The 23609-nt window shown below is 66.6% G+C and carries 19 protein-coding genes and 1 riboswitch; of the genes, 16 read left to right on the forward strand and 3 right to left on the reverse strand.

The window, feature by feature from the left end:
- The first annotated feature begins 197 nt into the window (after positions 1–197).
- From cysD to BOS5A_RS05450, 10 genes are all read left to right on the forward strand, one after another.
- Positions 198–1109 (forward strand): sulfate adenylyltransferase subunit CysD, encoded by a 912-nt coding sequence (cysD, locus tag BOS5A_RS05405; protein WP_151954142.1) that lies wholly within the window; start codon positions 198–200, stop codon positions 1107–1109.
- Complete coding sequence (cysN, locus tag BOS5A_RS05410) at positions 1109–3007, forward strand: sulfate adenylyltransferase subunit CysN (protein WP_151954143.1); 1899 nt, start codon at positions 1109–1111, stop codon at positions 3005–3007. The genes cysD and cysN overlap by 1 nt, the downstream gene beginning before the upstream one ends.
- Before the next feature lie 87 nt (positions 3008–3094).
- Entirely contained in the window at positions 3095–5398 is a 2304-nt protein-coding gene (locus tag BOS5A_RS05415) for an FdhF/YdeP family oxidoreductase (protein ID WP_151954144.1), read from the forward strand.
- Between the two features lie 82 nt (positions 5399–5480).
- Positions 5481–7316: a DUF885 domain-containing protein gene (locus BOS5A_RS05420; protein WP_199857224.1), complete on the forward strand. Its 1836-nt coding sequence runs from the start codon at positions 5481–5483 to the stop codon at positions 7314–7316.
- Complete coding sequence (locus BOS5A_RS05425; protein WP_151954145.1) at positions 7313–8800, forward strand: S10 family peptidase; 1488 nt, start codon at positions 7313–7315, stop codon at positions 8798–8800. The genes BOS5A_RS05420 and BOS5A_RS05425 overlap by 4 nt, the downstream gene beginning before the upstream one ends.
- 50 nt (positions 8801–8850) lie before the next feature.
- Positions 8851–9612, forward strand: coding sequence for a COG4705 family protein (locus tag BOS5A_RS05430; RefSeq protein ID WP_151954146.1), 762 nt, complete (start codon positions 8851–8853; stop codon positions 9610–9612).
- Positions 9613–9640: 28 nt separating this feature from the next.
- Positions 9641–9839: riboswitch (cobalamin riboswitch) on the forward strand.
- Positions 9840–9939: 100 nt separating this feature from the next.
- Positions 9940–11826 (forward strand): TonB-dependent receptor plug domain-containing protein, encoded by a 1887-nt coding sequence (locus tag BOS5A_RS05435; RefSeq protein WP_151954147.1) that lies wholly within the window; start codon positions 9940–9942, stop codon positions 11824–11826.
- Positions 11823–12629 (forward strand): ABC transporter substrate-binding protein, encoded by an 807-nt coding sequence (locus BOS5A_RS05440; protein ID WP_151954148.1) that lies wholly within the window; start codon positions 11823–11825, stop codon positions 12627–12629. The genes BOS5A_RS05435 and BOS5A_RS05440 overlap by 4 nt, the downstream gene beginning before the upstream one ends.
- A complete protein-coding gene (locus BOS5A_RS05445) occupies positions 12629–13591 on the forward strand; it encodes a FecCD family ABC transporter permease (RefSeq protein ID WP_151954149.1) in 963 nt (320 codons plus the stop codon). The genes BOS5A_RS05440 and BOS5A_RS05445 overlap by 1 nt, the downstream gene beginning before the upstream one ends.
- Positions 13582–14346: an ABC transporter ATP-binding protein gene (locus BOS5A_RS05450; protein ID WP_151954150.1), complete on the forward strand. Its 765-nt coding sequence runs from the start codon at positions 13582–13584 to the stop codon at positions 14344–14346. Before BOS5A_RS05445 ends, BOS5A_RS05450 begins: the two co-directional genes overlap by 10 nt.
- Here BOS5A_RS05450 and BOS5A_RS05455 read toward each other — a convergent pair.
- Positions 14336–15202, reverse strand: a complete 867-nt coding sequence (locus BOS5A_RS05455; protein ID WP_151954151.1) for a LysR family transcriptional regulator — start codon at positions 15200–15202, stop codon at positions 14336–14338. The genes BOS5A_RS05450 and BOS5A_RS05455 overlap by 11 nt on opposite strands.
- A 107-nt stretch (positions 15203–15309) precedes the next feature.
- Between BOS5A_RS05455 and BOS5A_RS05460 the strand changes: the two genes are divergently transcribed.
- The 6 genes from BOS5A_RS05460 (at position 15310) to mmsB (ending at position 21229) form a co-directional block, all read left to right on the forward strand.
- Positions 15310–16809 (forward strand): CoA-acylating methylmalonate-semialdehyde dehydrogenase, encoded by a 1500-nt coding sequence (locus tag BOS5A_RS05460; protein WP_151954152.1) that lies wholly within the window; start codon positions 15310–15312, stop codon positions 16807–16809.
- Between the two features lie 58 nt (positions 16810–16867).
- On the forward strand, positions 16868–17257 hold the full coding sequence (locus BOS5A_RS05465) for a hypothetical protein (RefSeq protein WP_151954153.1): 390 nt from the start codon (positions 16868–16870) through the stop codon (positions 17255–17257).
- Positions 17254–18399, forward strand: coding sequence for an acyl-CoA dehydrogenase family protein (locus BOS5A_RS05470; protein ID WP_151954154.1), 1146 nt, complete (start codon positions 17254–17256; stop codon positions 18397–18399). The genes BOS5A_RS05465 and BOS5A_RS05470 overlap by 4 nt, the downstream gene beginning before the upstream one ends.
- Positions 18396–19445 (forward strand): enoyl-CoA hydratase/isomerase family protein, encoded by a 1050-nt coding sequence (locus BOS5A_RS05475; RefSeq protein WP_151954155.1) that lies wholly within the window; start codon positions 18396–18398, stop codon positions 19443–19445. Before BOS5A_RS05470 ends, BOS5A_RS05475 begins: the two co-directional genes overlap by 4 nt.
- Before the next feature lie 12 nt (positions 19446–19457).
- On the forward strand, positions 19458–20234 hold the full coding sequence (locus tag BOS5A_RS05480) for an enoyl-CoA hydratase (protein WP_199857225.1): 777 nt from the start codon (positions 19458–19460) through the stop codon (positions 20232–20234).
- A gap of 113 nt (positions 20235–20347) precedes the next feature.
- A complete protein-coding gene (mmsB, locus tag BOS5A_RS05485; protein WP_151954157.1) occupies positions 20348–21229 on the forward strand; it encodes a 3-hydroxyisobutyrate dehydrogenase in 882 nt (293 codons plus the stop codon).
- Positions 21230–21254: 25 nt separating this feature from the next.
- On the opposite strand, the gene BOS5A_RS05490 is transcribed toward mmsB, so the two are convergent.
- Together BOS5A_RS05490 and BOS5A_RS05495 are read right to left on the reverse strand one after the other, a co-directional pair.
- Entirely contained in the window at positions 21255–21839 is a 585-nt protein-coding gene (locus tag BOS5A_RS05490; protein ID WP_234419219.1) for a methyltransferase family protein, read from the reverse strand.
- Positions 21839–23563, reverse strand: a complete 1725-nt coding sequence (locus tag BOS5A_RS05495; RefSeq protein WP_442800499.1) for a M1 family metallopeptidase — start codon at positions 23561–23563, stop codon at positions 21839–21841. The genes BOS5A_RS05490 and BOS5A_RS05495 overlap by 1 nt, the downstream gene beginning before the upstream one ends.
- Between the last annotated feature and the right edge of the window lie 46 nt (positions 23564–23609).

The raw sequence follows: 23609 nt of genomic DNA on the forward strand, positions 1-23609 counted from the left end.
CCGGCCGACTAATCCCTTTTCGCGCGACCCCTGTCCGAAAGTCTTAGCCTGTGTGTGGCTTGGCTGAATGCGGATGTCGGGTTGATAGACAAGCTCCGGTTGACCGGAATGAGAAAAAGCCATGCGACGATGGCGGGATATCGGCGATATTGCCCCGGTGTGCGCCGGCTTGCCGCCGTCGCCCGAGGATCGACCGTATGCGCCACGCCAGCCCGCTGACCCATCTGCAACGCCTCGAGTCCGAGAGCATCCACATCCTGCGCGAGGTCGTGGCCGAGGCGGAGCGGCCGGTGATGCTCTATTCGGCGGGCAAGGATTCGGCGGTGATGCTGCATCTGGCGCGCAAGGCGTTCCACCCCGCACCGCCGCCATTCCCGCTGCTGCATGTCGATACGACGTGGAAGTTCCGCGCCATGTACGCTGCGCGCGACGAGGCGGCCGCTGCCGCTGGCATGGAATTGATCGTCCACCGCAACCCCGACGCGGTGGCGCGCGGCATCAACCCGTTCGATCACGGCAGCAGCGTCCATACCGATCTGTGGAAGACGCAAGGGCTGAAGCAGGCGCTCGACGCGCACGGCTTCGATGCGGCGTTCGGCGGCGCCCGGCGCGACGAGGAGAAGAGCCGGGCGAAGGAACGCATCTTTTCCTTCCGCTCCGCCGCGCACCGCTGGGACCCGCGGGCGCAGCGGCCCGAGCTCTGGCATCTCTACAATGCGCGCAAGGCGAGGGGAGAGAGCATGCGCGTCTTCCCGCTGTCGAACTGGACCGAGCTCGACATCTGGCAATATATCCATCTGGAAAACATCGCGATCGTGCCGCTCTACTTCGCGGCAATGCGGCCGACGGTGGAGCGCGACGGCATGATCGTGATGGTCGACGACGACCGCTTCCGGCTGGCACCCGGCGAGGTGCCGGTCGATCGATCGATCCGGTTCCGGACGCTCGGCTGCTATCCGCTGACCGGCGCGGTCGAGAGCGAGGCGACGACCTTGCCGCAGATCATCCAGGAAATGCTGCTCGCGACCGGCTCCGAGCGGCAGGGCCGCGCGATCGACCACGACCAGAGCGCGTCGATGGAGCGCAAGAAGCAGGAGGGCTATTTCTGATGAGCGGACCCTACCGCCCCGATGCGCTGATCGCGGAGGATATCGACGCCTATCTCGCGCGGCACCAGCGCAAGACGATGTTGCGCTTCATTACCTGCGGGTCGGTGGACGACGGCAAGTCCACGCTCATCGGGCGGCTCCTCTATGACAGCCGGATGATCTTCGACGACCAGCTCGCGGCGCTGGAGGCGGACAGCAAGCGGATCGGGACCCAAGGACAGGGCATCGACTTCGCGCTGCTGGTCGACGGGCTGGCAGCGGAGCGCGAGCAGGGAATCACGATCGACGTCGCCTACCGCTTCTTCGCGACCGACCGGTGCAAGTTCATCGTCGCGGATACGCCGGGGCACGAGCAATATACGCGCAACATGGCGACGGGCGCATCGACCGCCGACCTCGCGGTGATCCTGATCGATGCGCGCAAGGGCGTGCTGACTCAGACGCGGCGGCATTCCTATCTGGCGCATCTGATCGGCATTCGCCACGTCGTGCTGGCGGTGAACAAGATGGATCTCGTCGGGTACGACCGCGACACCTATGACGCGATCGTTGCCGATTATGCCGCGTTCGCAGAGCGGATCGGGATCGACGCATTTACCGCCATCCCGATTTCCGGGATCAACGGCGACAATATCAGCGCGCGATCGGACGCGATGCCGTGGTTCTACGGGCCGACGCTGATCGAGCATCTCGAGACCGTCGATCTTGGCGACGATACGGCGCGCGACCGGCCGTTCCGCATGCCGGTGCAATGGGTCAACCGGCCCGATCTCGATTTTCGCGGGTTCGCCGGCACGATCGCGCAAGGGGCGGTCGCGCCGGGCGACAGCATCCGGATCGTGCCGTCAGGCAGGACAGCCAGGGTCCAGCGCATCGTCACCTTCGACGGCGACCTCGATCGCGCGGTGGCGGGGCAGGCGGTGACGCTGACGCTCGACGGCGACCTCGATTGCGCGCGCGGCGACGTGATCGCTGCCGCCGACGCGCCGCCGGAGGCCGCCGACCAGTTCGAGGCGACGATCGTGTGGCTGGCCGACGAGCCGATGCTGCCGGGGCGCGGCTACACGTTGAAGCTGGCGGCGCAAACCGTCGGCGCGCAAGTGCAGCAGCCGAAATACGAGATCAACGTCAACAGCTTCGAACAGCTGGCGGCAAAAACGCTGGAGCTGAACGCGATCGGGGTCGCGACGGTGACCACCGATATGCCGCTGGTGTTCGAGCCCTATGCCGACAGCCGCGAGCTTGGCGGATTCATCCTCATCGACCGGGTCACCAACGCGACGGTCGCGGCCGGGATGCTGCACTTCGCGCTGCGCCGCGCGCAGAACGTCCACTGGCAGCCGACCGACCGCTCGCGCGAGCATCACGCCGCGATGAAGCATCAGGCGCCGGCGGTGCTGTGGTTCACCGGGCTGTCGGGCGCGGGCAAATCGACGATCGCGAACCTCGTCGAGAAGAAGCTCGCGCGGATGAACCGCCACACCTTCCTGCTCGACGGCGACAATGTGCGCCACGGGCTGAACAAGGACCTGGGCTTCACCGATGCCGACCGGATCGAGAATATCCGCCGCGTGGGTGAGGTCGCCCGGCTGATGTCCGATGCGGGGCTGATCGTGCTCACTGCCTTCATCTCGCCGTTTCGCGCCGAACGCGCGATGGTGCGCGCGATGATGGCGCCCGGCGAGTTCATCGAAGTGCATATCGATACGCCGCTCGCCGAGGCGGAGGCGCGCGACGTGAAGGGACTCTACGCCAAGGCGCGCAGCGGGGCGCTGAAGAACTTCACCGGCATCGACAGCGCCTATGAAGCGCCCGAGGCGCCGGAAATCCGGATCGACACCACCATGATGACCGCGGACGAAGCGGCGGACCTGATCGTGAAGCGGCTCATTCCCTGAAAACGACCGCGCGCGGAACCGGGCTTGTCGCAAAGTCTTATCCTGCAATAGTCGCGCTGCCCGAACGGCAGGAGTGCAAGGAACGCCATGGCCGACGAGAAGACGCTGCCCCATTCGTCCGGCCCCGCGGGGGGATGGGGGTCGCTGAAGGGGATCGCGCGGATCTTCGGCGAGACATGGGCGGGGCCGCAGACACTCGCGACGCTCGGCAAGCTCAACAAGCCGAAGGGCGTGATGTGCGTGTCGTGCGCTTGGCCGAAACCCGCCAATTATTCTGCGTTCGAATTCTGCGAGAACGGCGCCAAGGCGACGCTGTGGGAAATGACGAGCGCGCGGTGCACGCCCGAATTCTGGGACGAGGACGGGCACAGCGTCACCGCGCTGCGATCATGGCGTGACCATGATCTCGAGAAGACCGGCCGGCTGACCCATCCGCTGCGTTACGATCCCGCGACCGATCGGTATCGCCCGGTCGGCTGGGACAAGGCGTTTGCCGAGATCGGCGCGGAATTGCGCAAGGTGCAGCCGGACGAGGCGGTCTTCTATGCCTCCGGCCATGCGGGGCTCGAGGCATCGTATCTCTACGCTCTGCTCGCCCGCGCGTTCGGGACGAACAACCTGCCGCAAAGCTCGAACATGTGCCACGAAACGACGTCGGTCGGGCTGACCAAGGTCATCGGATCGCCGGTCGGGACGATCGTGTGGGACGACCTGCGCCAAGCCGATGCGTTCTTCTTCTTCGGGCAGAATCCGGGGACGAACAGCCCGCGGTTCCTTCATCCGCTGAAGGAGGCAAAGGATCGCGGCGCGAAGATCGTGACCTTCAATCCGGTGATCGAGCAGGGGCTGGTGTCCTTCGTCGATCCGCAAAGCCCGGCGGCGATGCTGACCGGCAAGGCCACCGTCATTTCCGATCAATATCACCAAGTGCGTGCCGGGGGCGACATCGCGGCCCTGCTCGGCATGTGCAAATGCGTGGTAGAGGCCGACGACGCGGAAAAGGCGGCGGGCAAGGCTGAGGTCATCGACCACGGCTTTGTTGCGCAGCATACGACGGGGTTCGACGTGTTCATCGGCGCGTGCCGGGGTGCCGATTGGGCCGATATCACGCATGAAAGCGGGCTGGACGAGGCCGCAATCCGCGCCGCGGCGGAGGTGTATATGAAGGCCGAGCGGGTCATCGGCGTATACGGCATGGGGCTGACCCAGCATGCCCATGGCGCGCTCAACATCGCGATGCTGGTCAACCTGCTGCTGCTGCGCGGCAACATCGGCCGGGCCGGCGCGGGATGCTGCCCGGTGCGCGGGCACAGCAACGTGCAGGGCCAGCGCACCGTCGGCATCGCGGAAAAGGTGCATCTGGTGCCGGTGGACAAGCTGAAAGCGCTCTTCGGTGTCGAGACTCCGGCCAAGGACGGTTTCAATATCGTCGAGGCGGTGGAGGGGCTGTTTGCCGACAAGGTCCGCGCGTTTGTTTGCTTGGGCGGCAATTTGCTGCGCGCCGTTCCCGATCAGGAGCGGATGGAAAAGGCGTGGGCGGCGCAGGACCTGACCGTGATGGTGTCGACGAAGCTCAACCGCAGCCACCTGTTCCCCGGCAAGGTCGCCTATATCCTGCCATGTCTGGGCCGGATGGAAGCGGATGAGCAGGCCGGGGGTCGCCAGACGGTGACGAGCGAGGACAGCTTTTCGATGATCAACGGATCGATCGGCAATCGCAAACCGCCGTCCGACATGTTGAAGAGCGAGCTCGCGATTGTCGCCGGGATCGCGAAGACTGCCCTCGCCCCCAATCCGAAGCTGACATGGGACGCGTGGACCGGCGATTACGGTCTTGTCCGCGATCTGATCGAGAAGACCTATCCGGACGATTTCCGCGACTACAACAAGCGGATGTATGACGCCGGCGGCTTCTACCGGGGCAATGCGGCGCATGAGCGGGTGTGGAAGACCGAGTCCGGCAAGGCCGTATTCACGACGCCCGACGAGGCGAACGCGATCGGCTTCGCGGACGCGCCGGGGCGTTACCGGCTCGTCACGCTGCGATCGAACGACCAGTTCAACACGACGATCTACGGCTATTCGGACCGCTTTCGCGGAATCGAGGGCACCCGCGACGTGCTGTTGATGAACCCCGATGACATCGCCGAGGCGGCGCTGGTGGACGGGCAGACGGTGCGGCTGATCACCGATGTCGACGACGGACAACACCGCGCGCTGGGTGGCTTGAAACTCACTGCGTACAAGCTGCCGCGCGGGACAGTTGCGTCCTATTATCCGGAGTGCAACGTGCTGGTGCCGATCGGGCATCACGACCAGCTTTCAAAGACGCCCGCATCGAAATCGATTCCGGTGCGGATCGAGGCGGATCGCGAGGCTAAGGGAGCCTGAAATTCGACCTGGGCGGTGTCTTGCCGGGTTAGCGCAGCGGCCCTAGGGTCGCGGCTTCCAACCGTCGCAAGGACCGCTCCCTTTGTCGCTCAAGCTAATTTTCGCCGCGGCGCTGCTCGCCGGTGTCGCTACCCCCATTCTCGCGCAGAGCACGCCGACCCCGCCCGCCGCGCCGGGGGACGTCCCGGAGGACGCGAAGCTGAAGCAGCTGTTCCACGACAGCGACGAGGCGAGCCTGAAGCGCAACCCGGTGCAGGCGATCTTCCGCGGCGACCTGCGCTATGCCGACCATCTCGGCGATTTCCTGTCGGACGCCTATTTCGCGGGCGAGCGCAAGGCAGGGGAGGCGGACCTTGCGGCGCTCCACCGGATCGACCGGGCGAAGCTGACCGCGACCGACAAGATCGCGTATGACGTCTTCCAGAACCAGACAGAAGTCGCGTTAAAGGGGCTCTCCCCCGATATGCTCGCGCTGACCGCGGTGCGGCCGATCGATCATTTCTATGGTTTCCAGACCTTCTATCCGGATTTCGCGTCGGGGCAGGGCGCGGCGCCGTTCAAGACGCTGGCCGATTACGAGAATAACCTGAAGCGCAGCGCGCAATATGCCGCGCTGCTCGACGAGGCGATCGTGCGCTTCCGGCAAGGCATGAAGACTGGCGTCGTCCAGCCCAAGCTCGTCGTGCGCAACATGATCGGGCAGTTCGACAACCTCATCAAGGAAGGCGTCGAGACGTCGACCTTCTATGGCCCGGTCAAGACCTTCCCCGCGAGCATTTCTGCCGCCGACCAGGCGCGGCTGCGCGCCGCCTATGCGGCACAGATCCGCGACGTCATCATTCCGGCCGAACAGCGGATGCGCGATTTCCTGGCGAACACCTATCTGGCGGCAGCGCGCGAAAGCGTCGGGCTGTCGGGAATGCCGGGCGGCGACAAGCTCTACGCCTACCTGATAGAATCGAACACCACGCTGCCGTTGAAGGCCGAGGACGTCCACCAACTCGGCCTGAGCGAAGTCGCGCGCATCCTGAAGGAAATGGAAGTCCAGAAGGCGAAGGTCGGCTTCAAGGGGACGCTTCCCGAATTCTTCACCTTCCTGCGCACCGACAAGCAGTTCCAGCCGACATCGGCCGAGCAGCTGCGCAAGGGGTATGAGGCGATCGGCAAGCGCGTCGATGCGCGTGTGGGCGAGCAGTTTTCGCTGATCCCAAAGACCCGGCTCGAGATCCGGCCCGTCCCGGCGTTCAAGGAAAAGGGCGAGGCCGGCGGCTCCTATCAGGGCGGCACGCCCGACGGATCGCGGCCTGGGGTGTTCTACTACAATACCTACGACCTGCCATCGCGCTACATGTGGGAAATGGAGACGCTGTATCTCCACGAGGCGGTGCCGGGGCATCACTTCCAGATCAGCCTTGCGCAGGAAAACACCGCGCTGCCCGCCTTCATGCGGTTCGGCGGGAACACGGCCTATGCGGAAGGCTGGGCGCTCTACACCGAGTCGCTTTGGCCCGAACTCGGCATGGAGACCGATCCGTATCAGCGGATGGGTGGGCTGTCGGACGAGATGCTGCGCGCGATGCGCCTCGTCGTCGACACCGGCATCCATGCCAAGGGTTGGACGCGCGATCAGGCGATCGACTACATGCTCGCGAACTCGCCGATGGCGAAGACCGATGCGACAGCCGAGGTGGAACGCTACATCGCGATCCCGGGCCAGGCGCTCGCCTACAAGATCGGGCAGCTGACGATCAGCCGCGCCAAGGCCAAGGCGAAGGCGGCGCTGGGTGCCGGGTTCGATCCGCGCGCCTTCCATGCGCAGGTGCTCGATACCGGCGCGCTGCCGATGCCGGTGCTGGAAAGGAAGATCGACGACTGGGTCGTTCTGACCAAGGGCCGTATCGCGGGTGGCGCCAAGTGAGGGCGATCGCGTTCGCCGCGGTCGCGCTGCTGGTGGCGCCGCCGGTCTACGCGCAGGACAAGCAGACGACGACGGTTGAGAAGAAGACCGACGACGATGCCATGAAGCTGCCGCCGCTGCCGGAGGACAGGACGATCCGGCAGTCGGCGACGGTCGGCGGGCGCGCGGTCGCCTATGACGCGACGGTCGGCAAGATCACGGTGCGCGACGACAAGGGCAAGGCGATCGGCGAGGTTGTCTACACCGCCTATGTCGCACCGGGGCGCGATCCGTCGCGTCCCGTGACGTTCGCGTTCAACGGCGGGCCGGGCGCGTCGTCCGTCTATCTCAACATGGGCGCGATCGGGCCTAAGCATGTCCAGTTCGGCGCACAGGGCGATGCGCCCTCCGACGCGCCGATCGCTCGCGACAATCCGAACAGCTGGATCGATTTCACCGATCTCGTCTTCATCGATCCGGTCGGGACCGGCTTCAGCCGCAGCCTCGTCGATGAGGACAAGACGAAGAAGGCGTTCTACGCCAACGATCCCGACATCAAATATTTGTCGAAGGTCGTCTATGACTGGCTGGTGAAGGCGGGGCGGCTGCGTTCGCCCAAATACCTCGTCGGCGAAAGCTATGGCGGCTACCGCGTGCCGCGCATCGCCTATGAGCTGCAATCGCAGATTGGTGTCGGCGTCAACGGCATCGTGATGGTGTCGCCCTATCTCGATCCCGCGTCGGGGGACGGCGCGACCGCGCTGTCGCCGCTGCCGTGGATGATCGACCTGCCGTCGATGGCGGCGGCCAATCTCGAGCGCAAGGGTCAGCTGACCCCGGCCGCGATGGCACAGGTCGAGGCCTATACCCGCGGTGCGTTCGCGTCTGATCTGCTGAAGGGCCGGTCCGATCCGCAGGCGACCGCGCGCATCGTGGCGAAGGTGACCGAGCTGACCGGGCTCGACCCCACGCTGGTGCGCAACCTGGGCGGGCGCGTCGATTCGCGGACCTATCTTCGCGAGGTGCACCGCGCCGATGGCAAGATCGGCAGCGTCTATGATTCGAACGTGACCGCGTTCGATCCCTTTCCCTGGTCGCCACGTCAGCAATCGAACGATCCGATCCTCGACGCGCTGATCGCGCCGACGACGAGCGCGATGGTCGATTTCGTGACGCGCGAGGTCGGCTGGAAGACCGACGCGCGCTACAATGCGCTGTCCTATGCGGTGAACGTGGCGTGGGACCGCGGCAAGCCCGATGATTCCCCCGTCAGCGATCTGCGCAAGGCGATCGCCAACGACCCCAAGATGTCGGTGATGATCGCGCATGGCTGGGACGATCTGTCCTGCCCGTTTTTCGCTTCGCGGCTGATCGTCGACCAGATGCCCGATTTCGGCGCGGCCGACCGGGTGAAGCTGGACGTCTATCCGGGCGGCCACATGTTCTACAGCCGGTCCGACAGCGGCGCGGCGTTCAAGCGGGATGCGCGCGCGATGTATCGCTGACCGCGCCGGCCTATAACGAAGCGGATGCGAATCGGCGAAAGGGATCGGCGATGACGGAAGGACAGCGGGACGCGCTCAGCAAGGTGCCCGCCGTGACGCTGGGGTTCTGGATCATCAAGATCCTGGCGACGACCTTCGGCGAGACGGCGGGCGATACCGTCAGCATGACGTTGAACCTCGGCTATCTCGTCGGCACGGCGATCTTCCTGGTCGTGCTGGCTGCGTTCGTGGCGTGGCAGATCGCGGCGAAGCGATTCCATCCGATGCTCTATTGGGCGACGATTATCGCCTCGACGACGGCGGGCACGACGCTTGCCGACTTTGCGACGCGCTCGCTCGGCATCGGTTATGCGGGCGGCTCGACGCTGCTGCTGGGCGGGGTGCTCGCTTCGCTCTTGGTCTGGCACCGCGTGATGGGATCGGTGTCTGTCGAGACCGTGCGCGAGCCGCGGGTCGAGATGTTCTACTGGGCGACGATCACGCTTTCGCAGACGCTGGGCACCGCGCTCGGCGACTGGACGGCCGACAGCATGGCGTCGGGCTATCTCGGTGCGGCAGCGGTCTTCGGCACGCTGCTCGCGGTGCTGGCGGTGCTGTATTTCTTCACCGGCATCAGCCGGGTCTTCCTGTTCTGGGCAGCGTTCATCCTCACGCGCCCGCTGGGTGCGACGGTCGGCGATTTCCTCGACAAGCCGGTCGATCATGGCGGGCTGGATTTCAGCCGGCCGCTCGCGTCGGCGGTGCTGGCGGCGGCGATCCTGGCGCTCGTCCTCATCCTGCCGCAGCGGGCCGGGGCGCATCCCGCACACTGACGCTTGCCAGCGGCGCTCGGTGCGGACTACAGCTCACCGCGTGAACGGTTCCCCGCGAGGGGATCAAAAGGGAAGACCGGTGTGGGGCAACCCAAGGCCGGCGCTGCCCCCGCAACTGTGACCGGATAGCCGGCACTCCATCATGCCACTGGGCCGTCGGGCCTGGGAAGGCGGAGTGTCGGCGGTGACCCGGGAGCCAGGAGACCTGCCGTCCACGGTCGATCCATTCGCGCGGGCGGGGTGCACCGGGCGGTCGAGGCAAGTTCCTCGTGCGAGCGACGTCGGTGGTCATCCGATGGTCGGGTGGCCCGAGCGAGGACGTGCCCAATGCTGAAATCCCTGATTCCCCTGATCGCCGCCGGTGTCGCGGCGCCTGCCGTCGCGCAGGATCTGCCCGACGACGCGTCGATCGTCGTCACCGCTTCGCGCGTGCCGCAGGACAGCCGCGAGGTCGGGCAGGCGGTGACCGTGATCGACCGCACCACGATCGATGCGCGCCAGACGACCGTCGTCTCCGACCTGCTGGCGACGACGCCGGGCGTGTCGGTGACGCGCAACGGCGGGCTCGGCAGCTTCACCGGCGTGCGCATCCGCGGCGCCGAGGCCGAGCAGACGCTGGTCGTCATCGATGGGGTTCGGGTGAACGATCCGTCGTCACCGGGCGGCGGGTTCGACTTCGCGAACCTGCTGGCGGGCAGCGTCGAGCGGATCGAGGTGCTGCGCGGGCCGAACGCGGTGCCGTGGGGCAGCCAGGCGATCGGCGGCGTCGTCAATATCGTCACCACGACGCCTGAGGAGGGCGTGCAGGCGCGGGCGCGGGCGGAATATGGCTATGCCGATACGCTGTTCGCGAGCGGCGGGATCGCAGGGAAGAGCGGTGCGGTTTCGGGCGCGCTCAACGCAGGGTATCTGCGCAGCGACGGCATTTCGGCCGCAGCGGACGGCAGCGAGCGGGACGGCTACCGCCAATACGGCGCGAGCGGGAAGCTGGGCGTCGCGATCGCGCCGGGCGTCAGCGTCGATTTGCGCGGTTACTGGGCGGACAGCCGGGTCGACCTCGATGGCTTTCCGCCGCCCAACTACACGTTCGCGGATACGAACGAGTATTCCAAGACGCAGGAAATCTATGGCTATGCCGGGCTGAATGCCGCGTTCGGCGCGCTGCATAACCGCGTCGCGTTCACCATCGCCGACATCAACCGCGACAATTTCGATCCGAGCTTCGGCACCGAGCCTTCGTTCATCGGGCGCGGGCGGAGCGAGCGCTACGAGTATCAGGGCGACTATCGGCTGAGCAGCGCGGTGCGGCTGGTCGCGGGGGTCGAGCGCGAGAACACGCGCTTCGTCGACGACAGCGCGGTGAAGCGATCGACCGGCGTGACGAGCCTGTGGGGCGAAGCGATCGTCAAGCCCATCACCGCGCTGACGCTGACCGGCGGGGTGCGGCATGACGATCATGATGCGTATGGTGGGCAGACGACCTTCGGCGCAGACGCAGCGCTGGCACTGACGCGGGGCACGACGCTGCGGGCGAGTTACGGCGAGGGCTTCAAGGCGCCGACGCTGTATCAGCTTTACGGCGCCTATGGTTTTGGCGGGCTCATCCCCGAGCGCGCGCGTAACGTCGATATCGGGATCGACCAGACTGCGCTTGGCGGGCGGTTGCGTGCATCGGTGACCTATTTCGACCGGGTGACGCGCAACCAGATCGTGTTTCGCTCGTGCAGTGCCGCGGAGCAGGCGGTCGCGGGCGGCATTTGTAACGCGCGGCCGTTCGGCGTCTATGACAATATCGCGCGGACGACCGCGCGCGGGGTCGAGCTTGGGCTGGCGCTCACGCCGATCGACCCGCTGACGTTCAGCGCGAACTACACCTTCATCGACGCCGAGAACCGCACGCCGGGCGCCGATTTCGGCAAGCCGCTCGCGCGTCGGCCGCGGCAACTTGCGAACGCCAGTGTCGATTACCGATTGCCGTTCGGGCTGTCGCTCGGCGCGACGGTCAGCCTGGTCGGCGACAGCTTCGATGATGGCGGCAACTTCACGCGGCTGGACGGCTATGCGCTGGCGAGCGTGCGCGCGGAATTGCCGATCGGTGACCGGTTCGCGCTCTATGGCCGCGTGGAGAATATCGCCGACGCGCGCTATCAGACGGTCGCCGGCTACGGCACCTATGGCCGCGCGGCCTATGGCGGGGTGCGGATAAAGCTGTGACGCGCCGGGCGATCCTGCCGCTGCTGTTGCTCGCGGGATGCGCGCCTGCACACCCCGCGGTGCGGGGCGGCGGGATCGTCTCGACCAATCCGTGCGCCGATGCGATTTTGCTGCGTTTTGCTGCGCCCGATCGGATCGCAGCAATCAGCCGCTATTCGCAGGATCCGGCCGCGACCTCGATCGATCTCGAGACCGCCCGTAAATTTCGGGGGGTCGCGGGGACGGCGGAGGAGGTCATCGCGCTGAAACCGGCGCTGGTGCTCACGTCCAGCTTCACCCCGGCGGCGACGCGGCGCGCCTATGCGCGGGCAGGCTTGCGCCTATTGTCGCTCGACGCGCCGGCGACGATCGCCGCCAGCGAAGCGCAGGTGATGCAGATCGCCGACGCAATTGGCGAACCGGCGAAGGGCAGGGCGATGGTCGCGGAGATCGAGGCCTCGGTCACCCCGCAGCCATCCGGGCAGGAACCCTCGGCGCTGCTGTTCATCGGCGGTAATCTCGTCAATGGGTCGGGGACCCTGCTCGACGCGATGATGCGCCGCGCCGGGTTCCGCAACGCTGCGGCGGATTACGGACTCGCGTTTACCGGCACGCTGCCGACCGAGACGATCGTGCGGCGACCGCCCGATATCGTGATCGCGCCCGAAGGGACGACGCGAAGCGGGACGCTGCGCACCCATGTGCTGGCGGCGACCGGCGCGCGAGTCCCGCAGGCGGCATTTCCGCGAAGGCTGATCAATTGCGGCGGACCGACGATCCCGGTGGCGATGGCGCGGTTGCGCGCGATCCGGGCAGGAATGTGATGAGGGTGCGGCTCGCCATTCTCGTGCTGGTGACGGTTGCGGCCTTCGCGCTGTCGATCGCTGCGGGCAAGGTGTGGATCGCGCCGTGGGCATGGCTTTCGGGTGGGTCGACGGGTGCGATCCTGTTCGAACTGCGCCTTCCCCGCGCTCTGCTCGGCTTCGCGGTGGGCGCGATCCTTGGCCTGTCGGGCGCTGTGTTGCAGGGATATCTGCGCAATCCGCTGGCGGACCCGGCGGTCGTCGGCGTGTCGTCGAGCGGCGCGCTTGGCGCGGTGGCGGTGCTGCTGCTGGGGCTTGGCGGATCGCTGATCGCGGTTTTTGCAGGGGCGATGGCGACCGCCGGGGGCGCGATGGCGCTGCTCGCGGTGCTGACGTGGCGTAATCCGAGTACGGTGCAGTTCATCCTCGCCGGCACCGTGCTGGCGACGCTCGCGGGCGCGCTGACCGCTTTCCTCATCAGCCTCGCGCCCAATCCCTATGCGGTCGCCGAAGTGATCGACTGGCTGATGGGCGCGCTGACCGATCGCGGGATGGACGAGGTGACGCTGGCGCTGCCGTTCATCGCAGTTGGCGCCATCGCGCTCGCGCTGACCGCGCCCTCGCTGGATGCGCTTGCGCTCGGCGAAGACGCCGCGCGGTCGCTGGGCGTGCGGCTCGGGCGGCTGCAGGCGCTGGTCGTGCTCGGCACCGGGCTTGGCGTCGGAGCGAGCGTCGCGGTGACCGGGGTCGTCGGTTTCGTCGGGCTCGTCGTGCCGCATCTGCTGCGCCCCGTTTTCGGCTACCGGCCATCGGCGCTGCTGCTGCCGAGCGCGCTTGGCGGGTCGGCGCTGGTGCTGGTTGCGGATAGCCTGTGCCGGCTTGCGCCGGGGGTCGGCGAAGTTCGTCTCGGCGTGGCGATGGCGCTCATCGGCGCGCCCTTCTTCCTCCTGCTGCTGGTGCGGGGGAGGGCGGTGTGGAACTGACGCTCGATGACGTGACGCTGACGCTCAGCGGGCGCACCGTGCTGTCGGATGCGCATGTCGCATTCCGTCCCGGCCGTGTCACGGTGATCGTCGGCCCCAACGGGGCGGGGAAATCCAGCCTCGTGCGGGCCGCCGCCGGCCTTTTGTCGCCGGCGACGGGGCATATACGGGTCGGCGTCGATGATCTCGCGACGCTCGATCCGCGCGCGCGGGCGCGGCTGATCGGCTATCTCCCGCAGGAGGCGAGCGTCCACTGGAACGTGCCGGCGCGGGAGGTCGTGGCGCTCGGCCGCCTGCCGCACCGGTCGCCTTTTGCTGCTCCCGCGCCGGAGGATCGCGCGGCGATCGACCATGTGCTCGCGCTCACCGATACCACGGCCTTTGCCGACCGTCCGGTCCATACACTCTCGGGCGGCGAGCGGGCGCGGGTGCTGTTCGCGCGCGTGCTGGCGGGGCGCCCGCGCTGGTTGATCGCCGACGAGCCGCTCGCCAGCCTCGATCCGGCGCACCAGTTCGCGCTGCTTGATCTCGCACGCAGGGCCGCGGACGATGGTGCAGGCGTTGTCCTCGTATTGCACGATCTGGCGCATGCAGCGCGGATCGCGGACGATGTGCTGATCCTGCGCGACGGCCGGGTCGTCGGCTTCGGGCCGGTCGAAAAAGTCCTCACACCGGACGCGGTAGAAACGGTGTTCGGTGTATCCGCGCGGCGGATCGATGGCGCGTTGATTATCGAGGGTCCGCTCAGCCGATAGCGGGCGCCAGCGCGCGCAGCCAGCCGCTCACCGCCTGGATGCGCGGGGTCTGGTGGCCGTCGGCGTGGGTTACCAACCAGAAGCTGCGGGTCAGCGTCACGGCGGGCAGGATCGCGGTCAGCGCTGGATCGCGAGCGCCGATGAAATCCGGGAGAATGCCGATCCCCGCGCCCGATCGGATCATCGCATGCTGCACGTTGATGCTGGTGCTGCGCAGCCGTGCGACGAGGCCGTCATGCACCTCCGACAGATAATCGAGTTCGGGCGCATGGATGTGTTCGGGGACGTAGCCGGTAAGGACGTGGGTCGCGAGATCGGCGGCAGCGTCCGGCAGCCCATGTTGCGCAACATAGCGAGGCGTCGCGTAGAGGCGCAGGCGGTAGTCGGCGAGGCGACCGGCGCGGAGCTGTCGGTTGCGCGGGCGGGCGAGCATGACCGCGATATCGGCTTCGCGCTTCGACGGGTCGAGGAAACCCGATGCGGTGATGAGGTCGAGCCGGATATTGGGATGACCTTCGCGAAACCCCGCCAGTTGCGGCGCGACGACGTGGGTGGCGAGGCCCTCCGCAATGCTCATCCGGACATGGCCCGCGATCCCGGCCCCGCCCGGCGCGTCGGTTGCCGACAGGACCGCCGCATCGATCGTCTCGGCATGGTGGAGCAGCGCCTGCCCCGCTTCGCTCAACCGCCGCTCGCCAGCCAGCGTCTCGAACAGCGGCACGCCCATCTCGCGCTCCAGCCGGGTGAGGCGCCTGCCAACCGTCGTCGCGTCGATGCCGAGCGCCCGTGCCGCCGGCGCCACCCGCCCGGCATGCGCGACGGCGAGGAATATTCGCAGGTCGTCCCAGTTGCGCACCCCGACCCCCTTCTCCCGCAAAAATGCATGGCACTTTGGCGAATATGGAGGGTTGTGTGCAGAAATGCGGGGAGGATACAAGCCCGCCAAACATTCGGAGAGGCTGCATGCGTATCATCGACCATGTCATCGTCGGTCATCAGGGCGGCGGCGGCGCGCGAACTGGCGACGTTTTCGATCCCAACACCGGCAAGGTGCAGGCGTCGGTCGCGTTCGGAACGCTGGCCGATCTCGACACGGCGGTGGCCGCTGCGCAGAAGGCGCAACCGGGCTGGGCGGCGACCAACCCGCAGCGCCGCGCCCGCGTGATGTTCGAGTTCAAGCGGCTGGTCGAAGCGAATATCGACGAACTGGCGCACATGCTTTCGTCCGAGCACGGCAAGGTGATCGCCGACGCGAAGGGCGACGTGCAGCGCGGGCTCGATGTGATCGAGTTCGCGTGCGGCGTGCCGCACGTCTTGAAGGGCGAATATACGCAAGGCGCCGGCCCGGGCATCGACGTCTATTCGATGCGCCATCCGCTTGGTATCGGCGCCGGCATCACACCGTTCAACTTTCCCGCGATGATCCCGATGTGGATGTTCGGCGTCGCGATCGCATGCGGCAATGCGTTCATCCTGAAGCCGTCCGAGCGCGACCCGTCGGTGCCGGTGCGGCTGGCCGAGCTGATGCTCGAGGCCGGCGCGCCCGAGGGCATCCTGCAGGTCGTCCACGGCGACAAGGAGATGGTCGACGCGATCCTCGATCACCCAGGGATCAGCGCGGTCAGCTTCGTCGGATCGTCCGACATCGCGCATTATGTCTATCGCCGCGGCGTCGATGCCGGAAAGCGCGTCCAGGCGATGGGCGGCGCGAAAAACCACGGCATCGTCATGCCCGACGCCGATCTCGATCAGGTCGTCGCCGATCTGGCGGGCGCCGCCTTCGGGTCGGCGGGCGAGCGCTGCATGGCGCTGCCCGTCGTCGTGCCGGTGGGCGAGAAGACCGCCGAGGCGCTGCGAGACAAGCTGATCCCAGCGATCGATGCGCTTAGGGTCGGCGTATCGACCGACAACGACGCGCATTACGGGCCGGTCGTGAATGCTGCGCACAAAGCTCGCGTCGAAAACTGGATCCAGACCGGTGTCGATGAGGGCGCGGAACTCGTCGTCGATGGTCGCGGCTTCAAGCTGCAGGGGCATGAGGAAGGCTTTTTCATCGGCCCGAGCCTGTTCGATCACGTCACGCCCGAGATGCAATCCTACAAGGAGGAGATTTTCGGGCCGGTCCTCCAGATCGTCCGCGCGGCCGATTTCGAGCATGCGGTGCGCCTGCCGAGCGAGCATCAATACGGGAACGGGGTCGCGATCTTCACGCGCAACGGTCATGCGGCGCGCGAATTCGCAGCACGCGTCAATGTCGGGATGGTCGGCGTCAACGTGCCGATCCCGGTGCCGGTCGCCTATCACACCTTTGGCGGGTGGAAGCGCAGCGCGTTCGGCGACACCAACCAGCACGGCATGGAAGGCGTGAAGTTCTGGACGAAGGTGAAGACCATCACCCAGCGCTGGCCCGATGGTGGGACGGGCGACGCCGCCAACGCCTTCGTCATCCCGACGATGGGGTGAGCGTGACAGCATGAGCGTCATCGGATAAGCCGAACCCGTGACCCGCAAAGATGCCGCAATGACCTACCGGATCCGGTTCGATCCGGATCGCGCCATGCTCGTCATTGCAGCCGAGGGGTTCTGGGACCGGTCGATGCTCGATCGCTTCGGCGACGAGTTGCTGCGGGAGATGCGAGCGCTCGGCGCGACGGGCAAACGCTTCACCGTGTTGGCCGACGCTCGGGAATTCCCGGTTCAGTCGATACCGGTCAGCGCGGGCTTCATGGGCATCGTCAACCGTATCGAGGACGGCCTGCTCGTCCCCACGGCGATCGTCACCGGCGGCGGGTTGCTGAAGCTTCAGGCGTTGCGCGTGCTGGTCGCCCCCCATATCCGCGTGTTCAACGACTATGCCGCCGCGCTGGCGTGGCTGACCGAATCCCGCACTGGAATGACCGAAGAGCAATGACCGACCAATTCGACCTCACCGACGACCAGCGCGAGATCCAGGACCTCGCGCGCAAGTTCACCGCCGACCGGATCACGCCGTTCGCCGCCGAGTGGGACGAGAAGCACCATTATCCCGTCGATGTGTGGAAGGCCGCGGGCGAGCTTGGCTTCGGCGCGATCTATGTCGGCGAGGAATCGGGCGGGATCGGGCTCGGCCGGCTGGAAGCGGCGCTGATCATGGAGGCGATGGCCTATGGCTGCCCCGCGACCAGCGCCTATATCTCGATCCACAACATGGCGACGTGGATGATCGACCGCTTCGGCGGGCAGGCGATCAAGGACCGGTTCCTTCCCGATCTGGTCAGCATGAACAGGATCGCGAGCTATTGCCTGACCGAGCCGGGTTCGGGCTCCGATGCTGCCGCGCTGAAGACGACCGCGCGGCTGGACGGCGATCATTACGTGCTCAACGGCACGAAGCAGTTCATCTCGGGCGCGGGCTACAACGACCTCTATGTCTGCATGGTGCGCACCGGCGACGAGAAGGCGAAGGGCATTTCGTGCCTGGTCGTCGAGAAGGACACGCCCGGCCTGTCCTTCGGCGCGCCGGAGCGTAAGCTTGGCTGGAATGCCTCGCCGACCGCGCAGGTGATCTTCGAGGATTGCCGCGTGCCGGTGGAGAACCGCGTCGGTGCCGAGGGGGACGGCTTCCGTTTCGCGATGGCGGGGCTCGACGGCGGGCGGCTCAACATCGGCGCCTGCTCGCTCGGCGGGGCGCAGCGCTGCCTCGATGAATCGGTGAAATATACCAAGGAACGGCAGCAGTTCGGCCAGCCGGTCGCCGATTTCCAGAACACGCAGTTCATGCTCGCCGACATGGCGACCGATCTGGAGGCGGCGCGCGCGCTGCTCTATATCGCGGCGGCAAAGGTGACGGCGAACGCGCCCGACAAGTCGCGCTTTTCGGCGATGGCGAAGCGGCTGGCGACCGACAATGGCAGTTCCATCGTCGACCGCGCGCTCCAGCTGCATGGCGGCTACGGCTATCTGATGGACTATCCAATCGAGCGTTTCTGGCGCGACCTGCGGGTGCATTCGATCCTTGAGGGAACGAACCAGGTGATGCGGATGATCGTCGGTCGGGACCTGATCCGCCAATGACACCCGATCTCATCGTCGAAGCAAGCGGCCCGGTCGGCCGTATCCGGCTCAACCGGCCAAAGGCGCTCCACGCGCTGAACACGGCGATGTGCGAGGGCGTGCTGGAAGCGCTCGAATCATGGCGCGGCGACGAGGCGATCCGCGCGGTGATGATCGACCATGCGGAGGGACGCGGTTTCTGCGCGGGCGGCGATATCCGGATGCTCGCCGATAGCGGGGCGACGGACGGGGAGGCGGCGCGGGCGTTCTTCCACACCGAATACCGCATGAACCACCGGCTCTTTACCTATGTGAAGCCGACGATCGCGTTCATGGACGGGATCACGATGGGCGGCGGGGTTGGTATCGCGCTGCCGTGCAAATACCGCGTGGCGACCGAGAACACGAAGCTGGCGATGCCCGAAACGGGGATCGGGCTGTTTCCCGATGTGGGCGGCGGCTGGTATCTTTCGCGCCTGCCGGGTCGGATCGGGCAATATCTGGCGCTGACCGGGCACCGGCTCGACGGGGCGGAATGTCTTGCGCTCGGCCTCGCGACGCATTTCCTGCCGAGTGAACGTCTTGAGGAGGCGAAGCGGCGGATCACGGGCGAGCCGGCGGCGATCGAGGCGATCCTCGACGAGCTCTCTGCGCCAGCCGCCAGCGCTGCGATTCTGGAGCGCCGCGAGACGATCGACCGTCTGTTCGAGTCCGATCGGCTCGAGGACATTTTCGCCGCGCTGGAACGCGATGTCAGCGAATGGGCCACCGCAACGCTTGCCACGCTGAAAACCAAGTCTCCGCAGACGATGAAGGTGTCGCTGCGCCTGCTGAAGGACGGCGCGGCGATGGCAAGCTTCGCGGACGAGATGCGTAAGGAATATGCCGTCGGCGCGCGGGTGGTGCAGCGGCATGATTTCCTGGAAGGCGTCCGCGCGGTGATCGTCGACAAGGACAATGCGCCGCGCTGGGACCCGGCGACGCCGGAGGGCGTGACCGACCACGTCATCGACCAGATTTTCGCGCCATTGCCCGACAACGAGGCGTGGACCCCCGACGACCGCTGAATGGAGAGCGACGTGGCTGAATACGAAACCATCCTTGTGGAACAGCGCGGCGCGGTGACGCTCGTCACGCTCAACCGTCCGCAGGCGCTGAACGCGCTCAATAGCCAGGTGCTCGCCGATCTGCTCGCCGCGTTCGCTGCGTTCGATGCTGACGAAACACAGGGCTGTGCCGTGCTGACTGGCAGCGACAAGGCGTTCGCGGCCGGCGCCGACATCAAGGAGATGTCGGGCCAGGGCTTCGCCGCGATGTATGGCGGCAATTTCTTCGGTGGTTATGAGCGCTTCACCGCGACCCGCAAGCCGATCATCGCGGCGGTCGCCGGCTATGCGCTCGGTGGCGGGTGCGAGCTGGCGATGATGTGCGACTTCATCCTCGCCGCCGACACCGCGAAGTTCGGACAACCCGAGATCAAGCTCGCGGTTTCGCCCGGCATGGGCGGATCGCAGCGGCTGACCCGTGCGGTCGGCAAGGCCAAGGCGATGGAGATGTGCCTGACCGGGCGGATGATGGACGCCGCCGAAGCGGAGCGCGCCGGGCTGGTGAGCCGTATCGTCCCCGCCGCCGATCTGGTCGAGGATGCGGTGAAGACCGCGGCGACGATCGCGGCGATGGCGCCGCTTGCGGTCAAGGCGAACAAGGAAATGGTCAACGCCGCGTTCGAGACGGGTTTGGCGATGGGCGTCCAGTTCGAGCGGCGGCTGTTCCACGGGCTGTTCGGGACCGAGGACCAGAAGGAAGGAATGGCGGCCTTCGTAGAGAAGCGTCCGGGGAACTGGACGGGGAAGTAAGGCGTGATGTGCTCCTGCGAAGGGCTTCCCTTCAAAGTAGTATTTTGAAGGGGTCCGAAGGCGGGAGCCCAGTCTGGGTCCCCGCCTTCGCGGGGACACAAGGAGAGTAGATAATGGCACGCGTCGCATTCATCGGACTTGGCAATATGGGCGGCGGAATGGCCGCCAATCTCGCGAAGAAGGGGCACGATGTCCGCGCCTTCGATCTGTCCGCCGAGGCGCTGGAGCGAGCCAGGGCCGCCGGATGCCTGGTCGCCGAGAGCGCTGCCGCTGCGTGCGATGGCGCCGAAGCGATCATCACGATGCTGCCCGCCGGCACCCATGTCGAGCAGGTCTATGCCGACAGCATCTTCGGTGCGGCGCCCGCATCGGCGATCCTGATCGACTGTTCGACGATCGACGTCGCTACTGCGAAGCGCGTGGCAGAAGCCGCGCAGGCGAAGGGCTTTGCCGCGGTCGATGCGCCGGTGTCGGGCGGGATCGCGGCTGCGAACGGGGGCACGCTGACGTTCATGGTCGGTGGCAGCGAAGCCGCGTTCAAGCGCGCCGAGCCGTTCCTCGCCGATATGGGCAAGGCGGTGATCCGCGCGGGTGTCGCAGGCGCGGGCCAGGCCGCGAAGATCTGCAACAACATGATCCTCGGCGCGACGATGATCGCGACGTGCGAGGCGTTCGTGCTCGCCGAAAAACTGGGCCTCGATGCGCAGGCGTTCTTCGATATCGCGAGCGTCTCTTCGGGGCAAAGCTGGTCGATGACGAGCTATTGCCCGGTCCCCGGCGTCGGCCCCGAAACGCCCGCGGATCGTGGCTATGAGGGCGGCTTCGCGACGGCACTGATGCTGAAGGATCTGCGGCTTGCGATGGCAGCGGCGCAGGATGTGGGCGCGGACACCCCGATGGGCGCAAAGGCAGCCGAGCGGTATGAAGCCTTTGCGGCGGCGGGTGAGGGCGGCAAGGACTTCTCGGCGATCATCACCGCGCTGCGGGAAACGTAAGTTCGTCTTCGCGGGGTGACGGGCGCTAGAACACGCCCGGCACGAAGCGCCTGACTCGTGCAGCATATGCGCCATACTCGTCGCCGAACATCGCGCGCAGCAGGCGTTCCTCTTCGCTGATCCTGAGCCACGTCCCGATCGCGAAGAGCGGCACGCCGATCAGGAGCGCGCGCTCATGGCCGAGCGCGATGCTGGTGGCGAGCATGGTAAGCGCCATCGCGACATAGATGGGATGGCGGACATGGGCGAACGGGCCGGTCGTCACGAGTTCGTGGTCGGAGCGGGTGCGCGCGACGAGGCTCCAGTTGCGCCCCATGGTGCGCGATGACCAGACGAACAGCGTGACCGATGCGGCCATCAGGAGCGTCACGACCGCCGCTTCGCCGGCCGCGACTGCCCCGAGCGGATCGAGGCGAACGCTGACCGGGCCGATGAACACCAGCGCCATTCCGAGGCCCTGCACCACGATCCCCGCGATCGAGCGCGACGATCGCTTGCCCCCGCTTTCGCGTTCGCGCCGCGAGCGGGCGACGATCAGCGCGAGGAAAAAGGCCAACCCGCCCGCCGCGAGGGCGGCCAGGCCGGGAAGGCCGACGGGTGCCAGTCCCATCATTTGGGCTTTTTCGCCTGCGCGGCCTTCCAGGCCTGAAATGCATCGATCGCAGGATTGCTGCGCAGCACCCGCGCCATCGGATCGACGACGACATGCGCGCCTGCCGGCGCAGCGACGAACCCGCGCCCGTCAGCCATGGCGACGCGTTGCACCTTGCCATCGACGGCGACGTCGATCGGCATCGGGAAGGCCGATTTGCCCTGCGTCGTCCAGGTGAGGCGGTAGCCGCCGCCTTCCCGCGTCATCGTCAAGGCCGGCAGCGCGGCCTGGCGCAGATACACGTCGAAGAACCAGCCATAGTCCTTGCCGGTGACCTGCCGCACGATCCCCTCGAACTCACGCGTCGAGCCGAAGCGTGGCGTGAAGTTGCCGGGTTTGGGGTCGGGCCTGCCATAGACGATGCGCCGCGTCGCGTCGAAGAACGCCTTGTCGCCGATGAGGCCGCGCAACGTGTGGAGCATCCACGACGCCTTGTTGTAGATGTCGAGCCCGGCGCCGCCCTTCGACGGCTCGTAGACCTCCTCCTCGGTCATCAGCCGGTCGCGGACGATCGGTGCCTTGTTGAGAATGCCGTTGCGCTCTCCGTCGAGCATCACCGCGTAGCGAATGTCGCCCTCGCGCCATTGGCCGTAGAGCGGCTGCATGTAGGTGCCGAAGCCTTCGTGGAGCCAGTAATCGTCCCAGTTCGCCGCGGTCAGCTGGTTGCCGAACCACTCATGCGCGAATTCGTGCTGGAACAGCCAGTCGAAGCCCTCGGGCGCCTTGGCATAGGCGTTGCCGTAGGCGTTGATGGTCTGGTGCTCCATGCCCTTGTGCGGCGTCTCGACCACGCCGACCTTCTCGTCGCCGAAGGGGTAAGGGCCGATCATGGTTTCGAAGAAATCGAGCGTCGGCGCGAACTCGGCGAACAGCGCCTGGGCCTGCGCCTTTTCGCCCGGCAGATACCAGTAGAACATCGGGATCGTGTTGCCGAAGCGGCTCTTGTAGGTGCCGCTGATCTCCTCATACGGCCCGACATTGAGCGCGATCGCGTAGGTATTGGGGTGCTTCGTCTCCCAGTTCCACCGCGTCCGGCCGTCAGCGAGCGTATCGACGCCAAGCAGGCGGCCGTTGGACGGCGCCTTCAGGCCCCTGGGCACGGTGATGTGGAGCGTCACCTTGCCGGGTTCGCCCATGGGGAAATCGAGGCAGGGCCAGAACAGGTCGCAGCCATAGCCCTCCGCGGTCGTCGCGAACCATGTGCGGCCGTCGGGCGTCTTCGACCAGACGACTCCGTCGTCCCACGGCGCGTTGACCGCGACGTGCGGGGTGCCGCCATAGGTGATCCGCGCGGTGACGCGGTCGCCCCTGGCCAGCGGGTTGGGCAGGGTGATCGTCAGCTGGCCTTGCGGATTCGACCAGGCCGAGCGCGCGAGGGGCGCTCCGTCGATAACGATCGCGCTGATCGGCAGGTTACGGTCGAGGTCGATCACCAGCCGGTTCAGCGGTGACCTGGCGGTAAAACCAAGTGTCGCGACTCCGTTCAGCACGTGCGTGTCGGGCACCACCTCGAACGCGAGATCGGCCGAATCGAACGTCATCGCCAATTGCTCGGCGGGGCGCTGGCCACCGGACTTCATCGTCTGCTCGGTCAGCGGCGGCTCGCCCTTGCCCGGCACGCTGGCGGCACACAGGAAGGCGGCGCCGAGCGCGAGCCCAACGACATGATTGATGGATTTCACGCGCACCCCATATATGATCCGAACGGCGCCCTGTCGGCGCTGTGCG

The organism is Sphingomonas sp. EC-HK361, from assembly GCF_902498785.1.
Lineage (GTDB): Bacteria > Pseudomonadota > Alphaproteobacteria > Sphingomonadales > Sphingomonadaceae > Sphingomonas.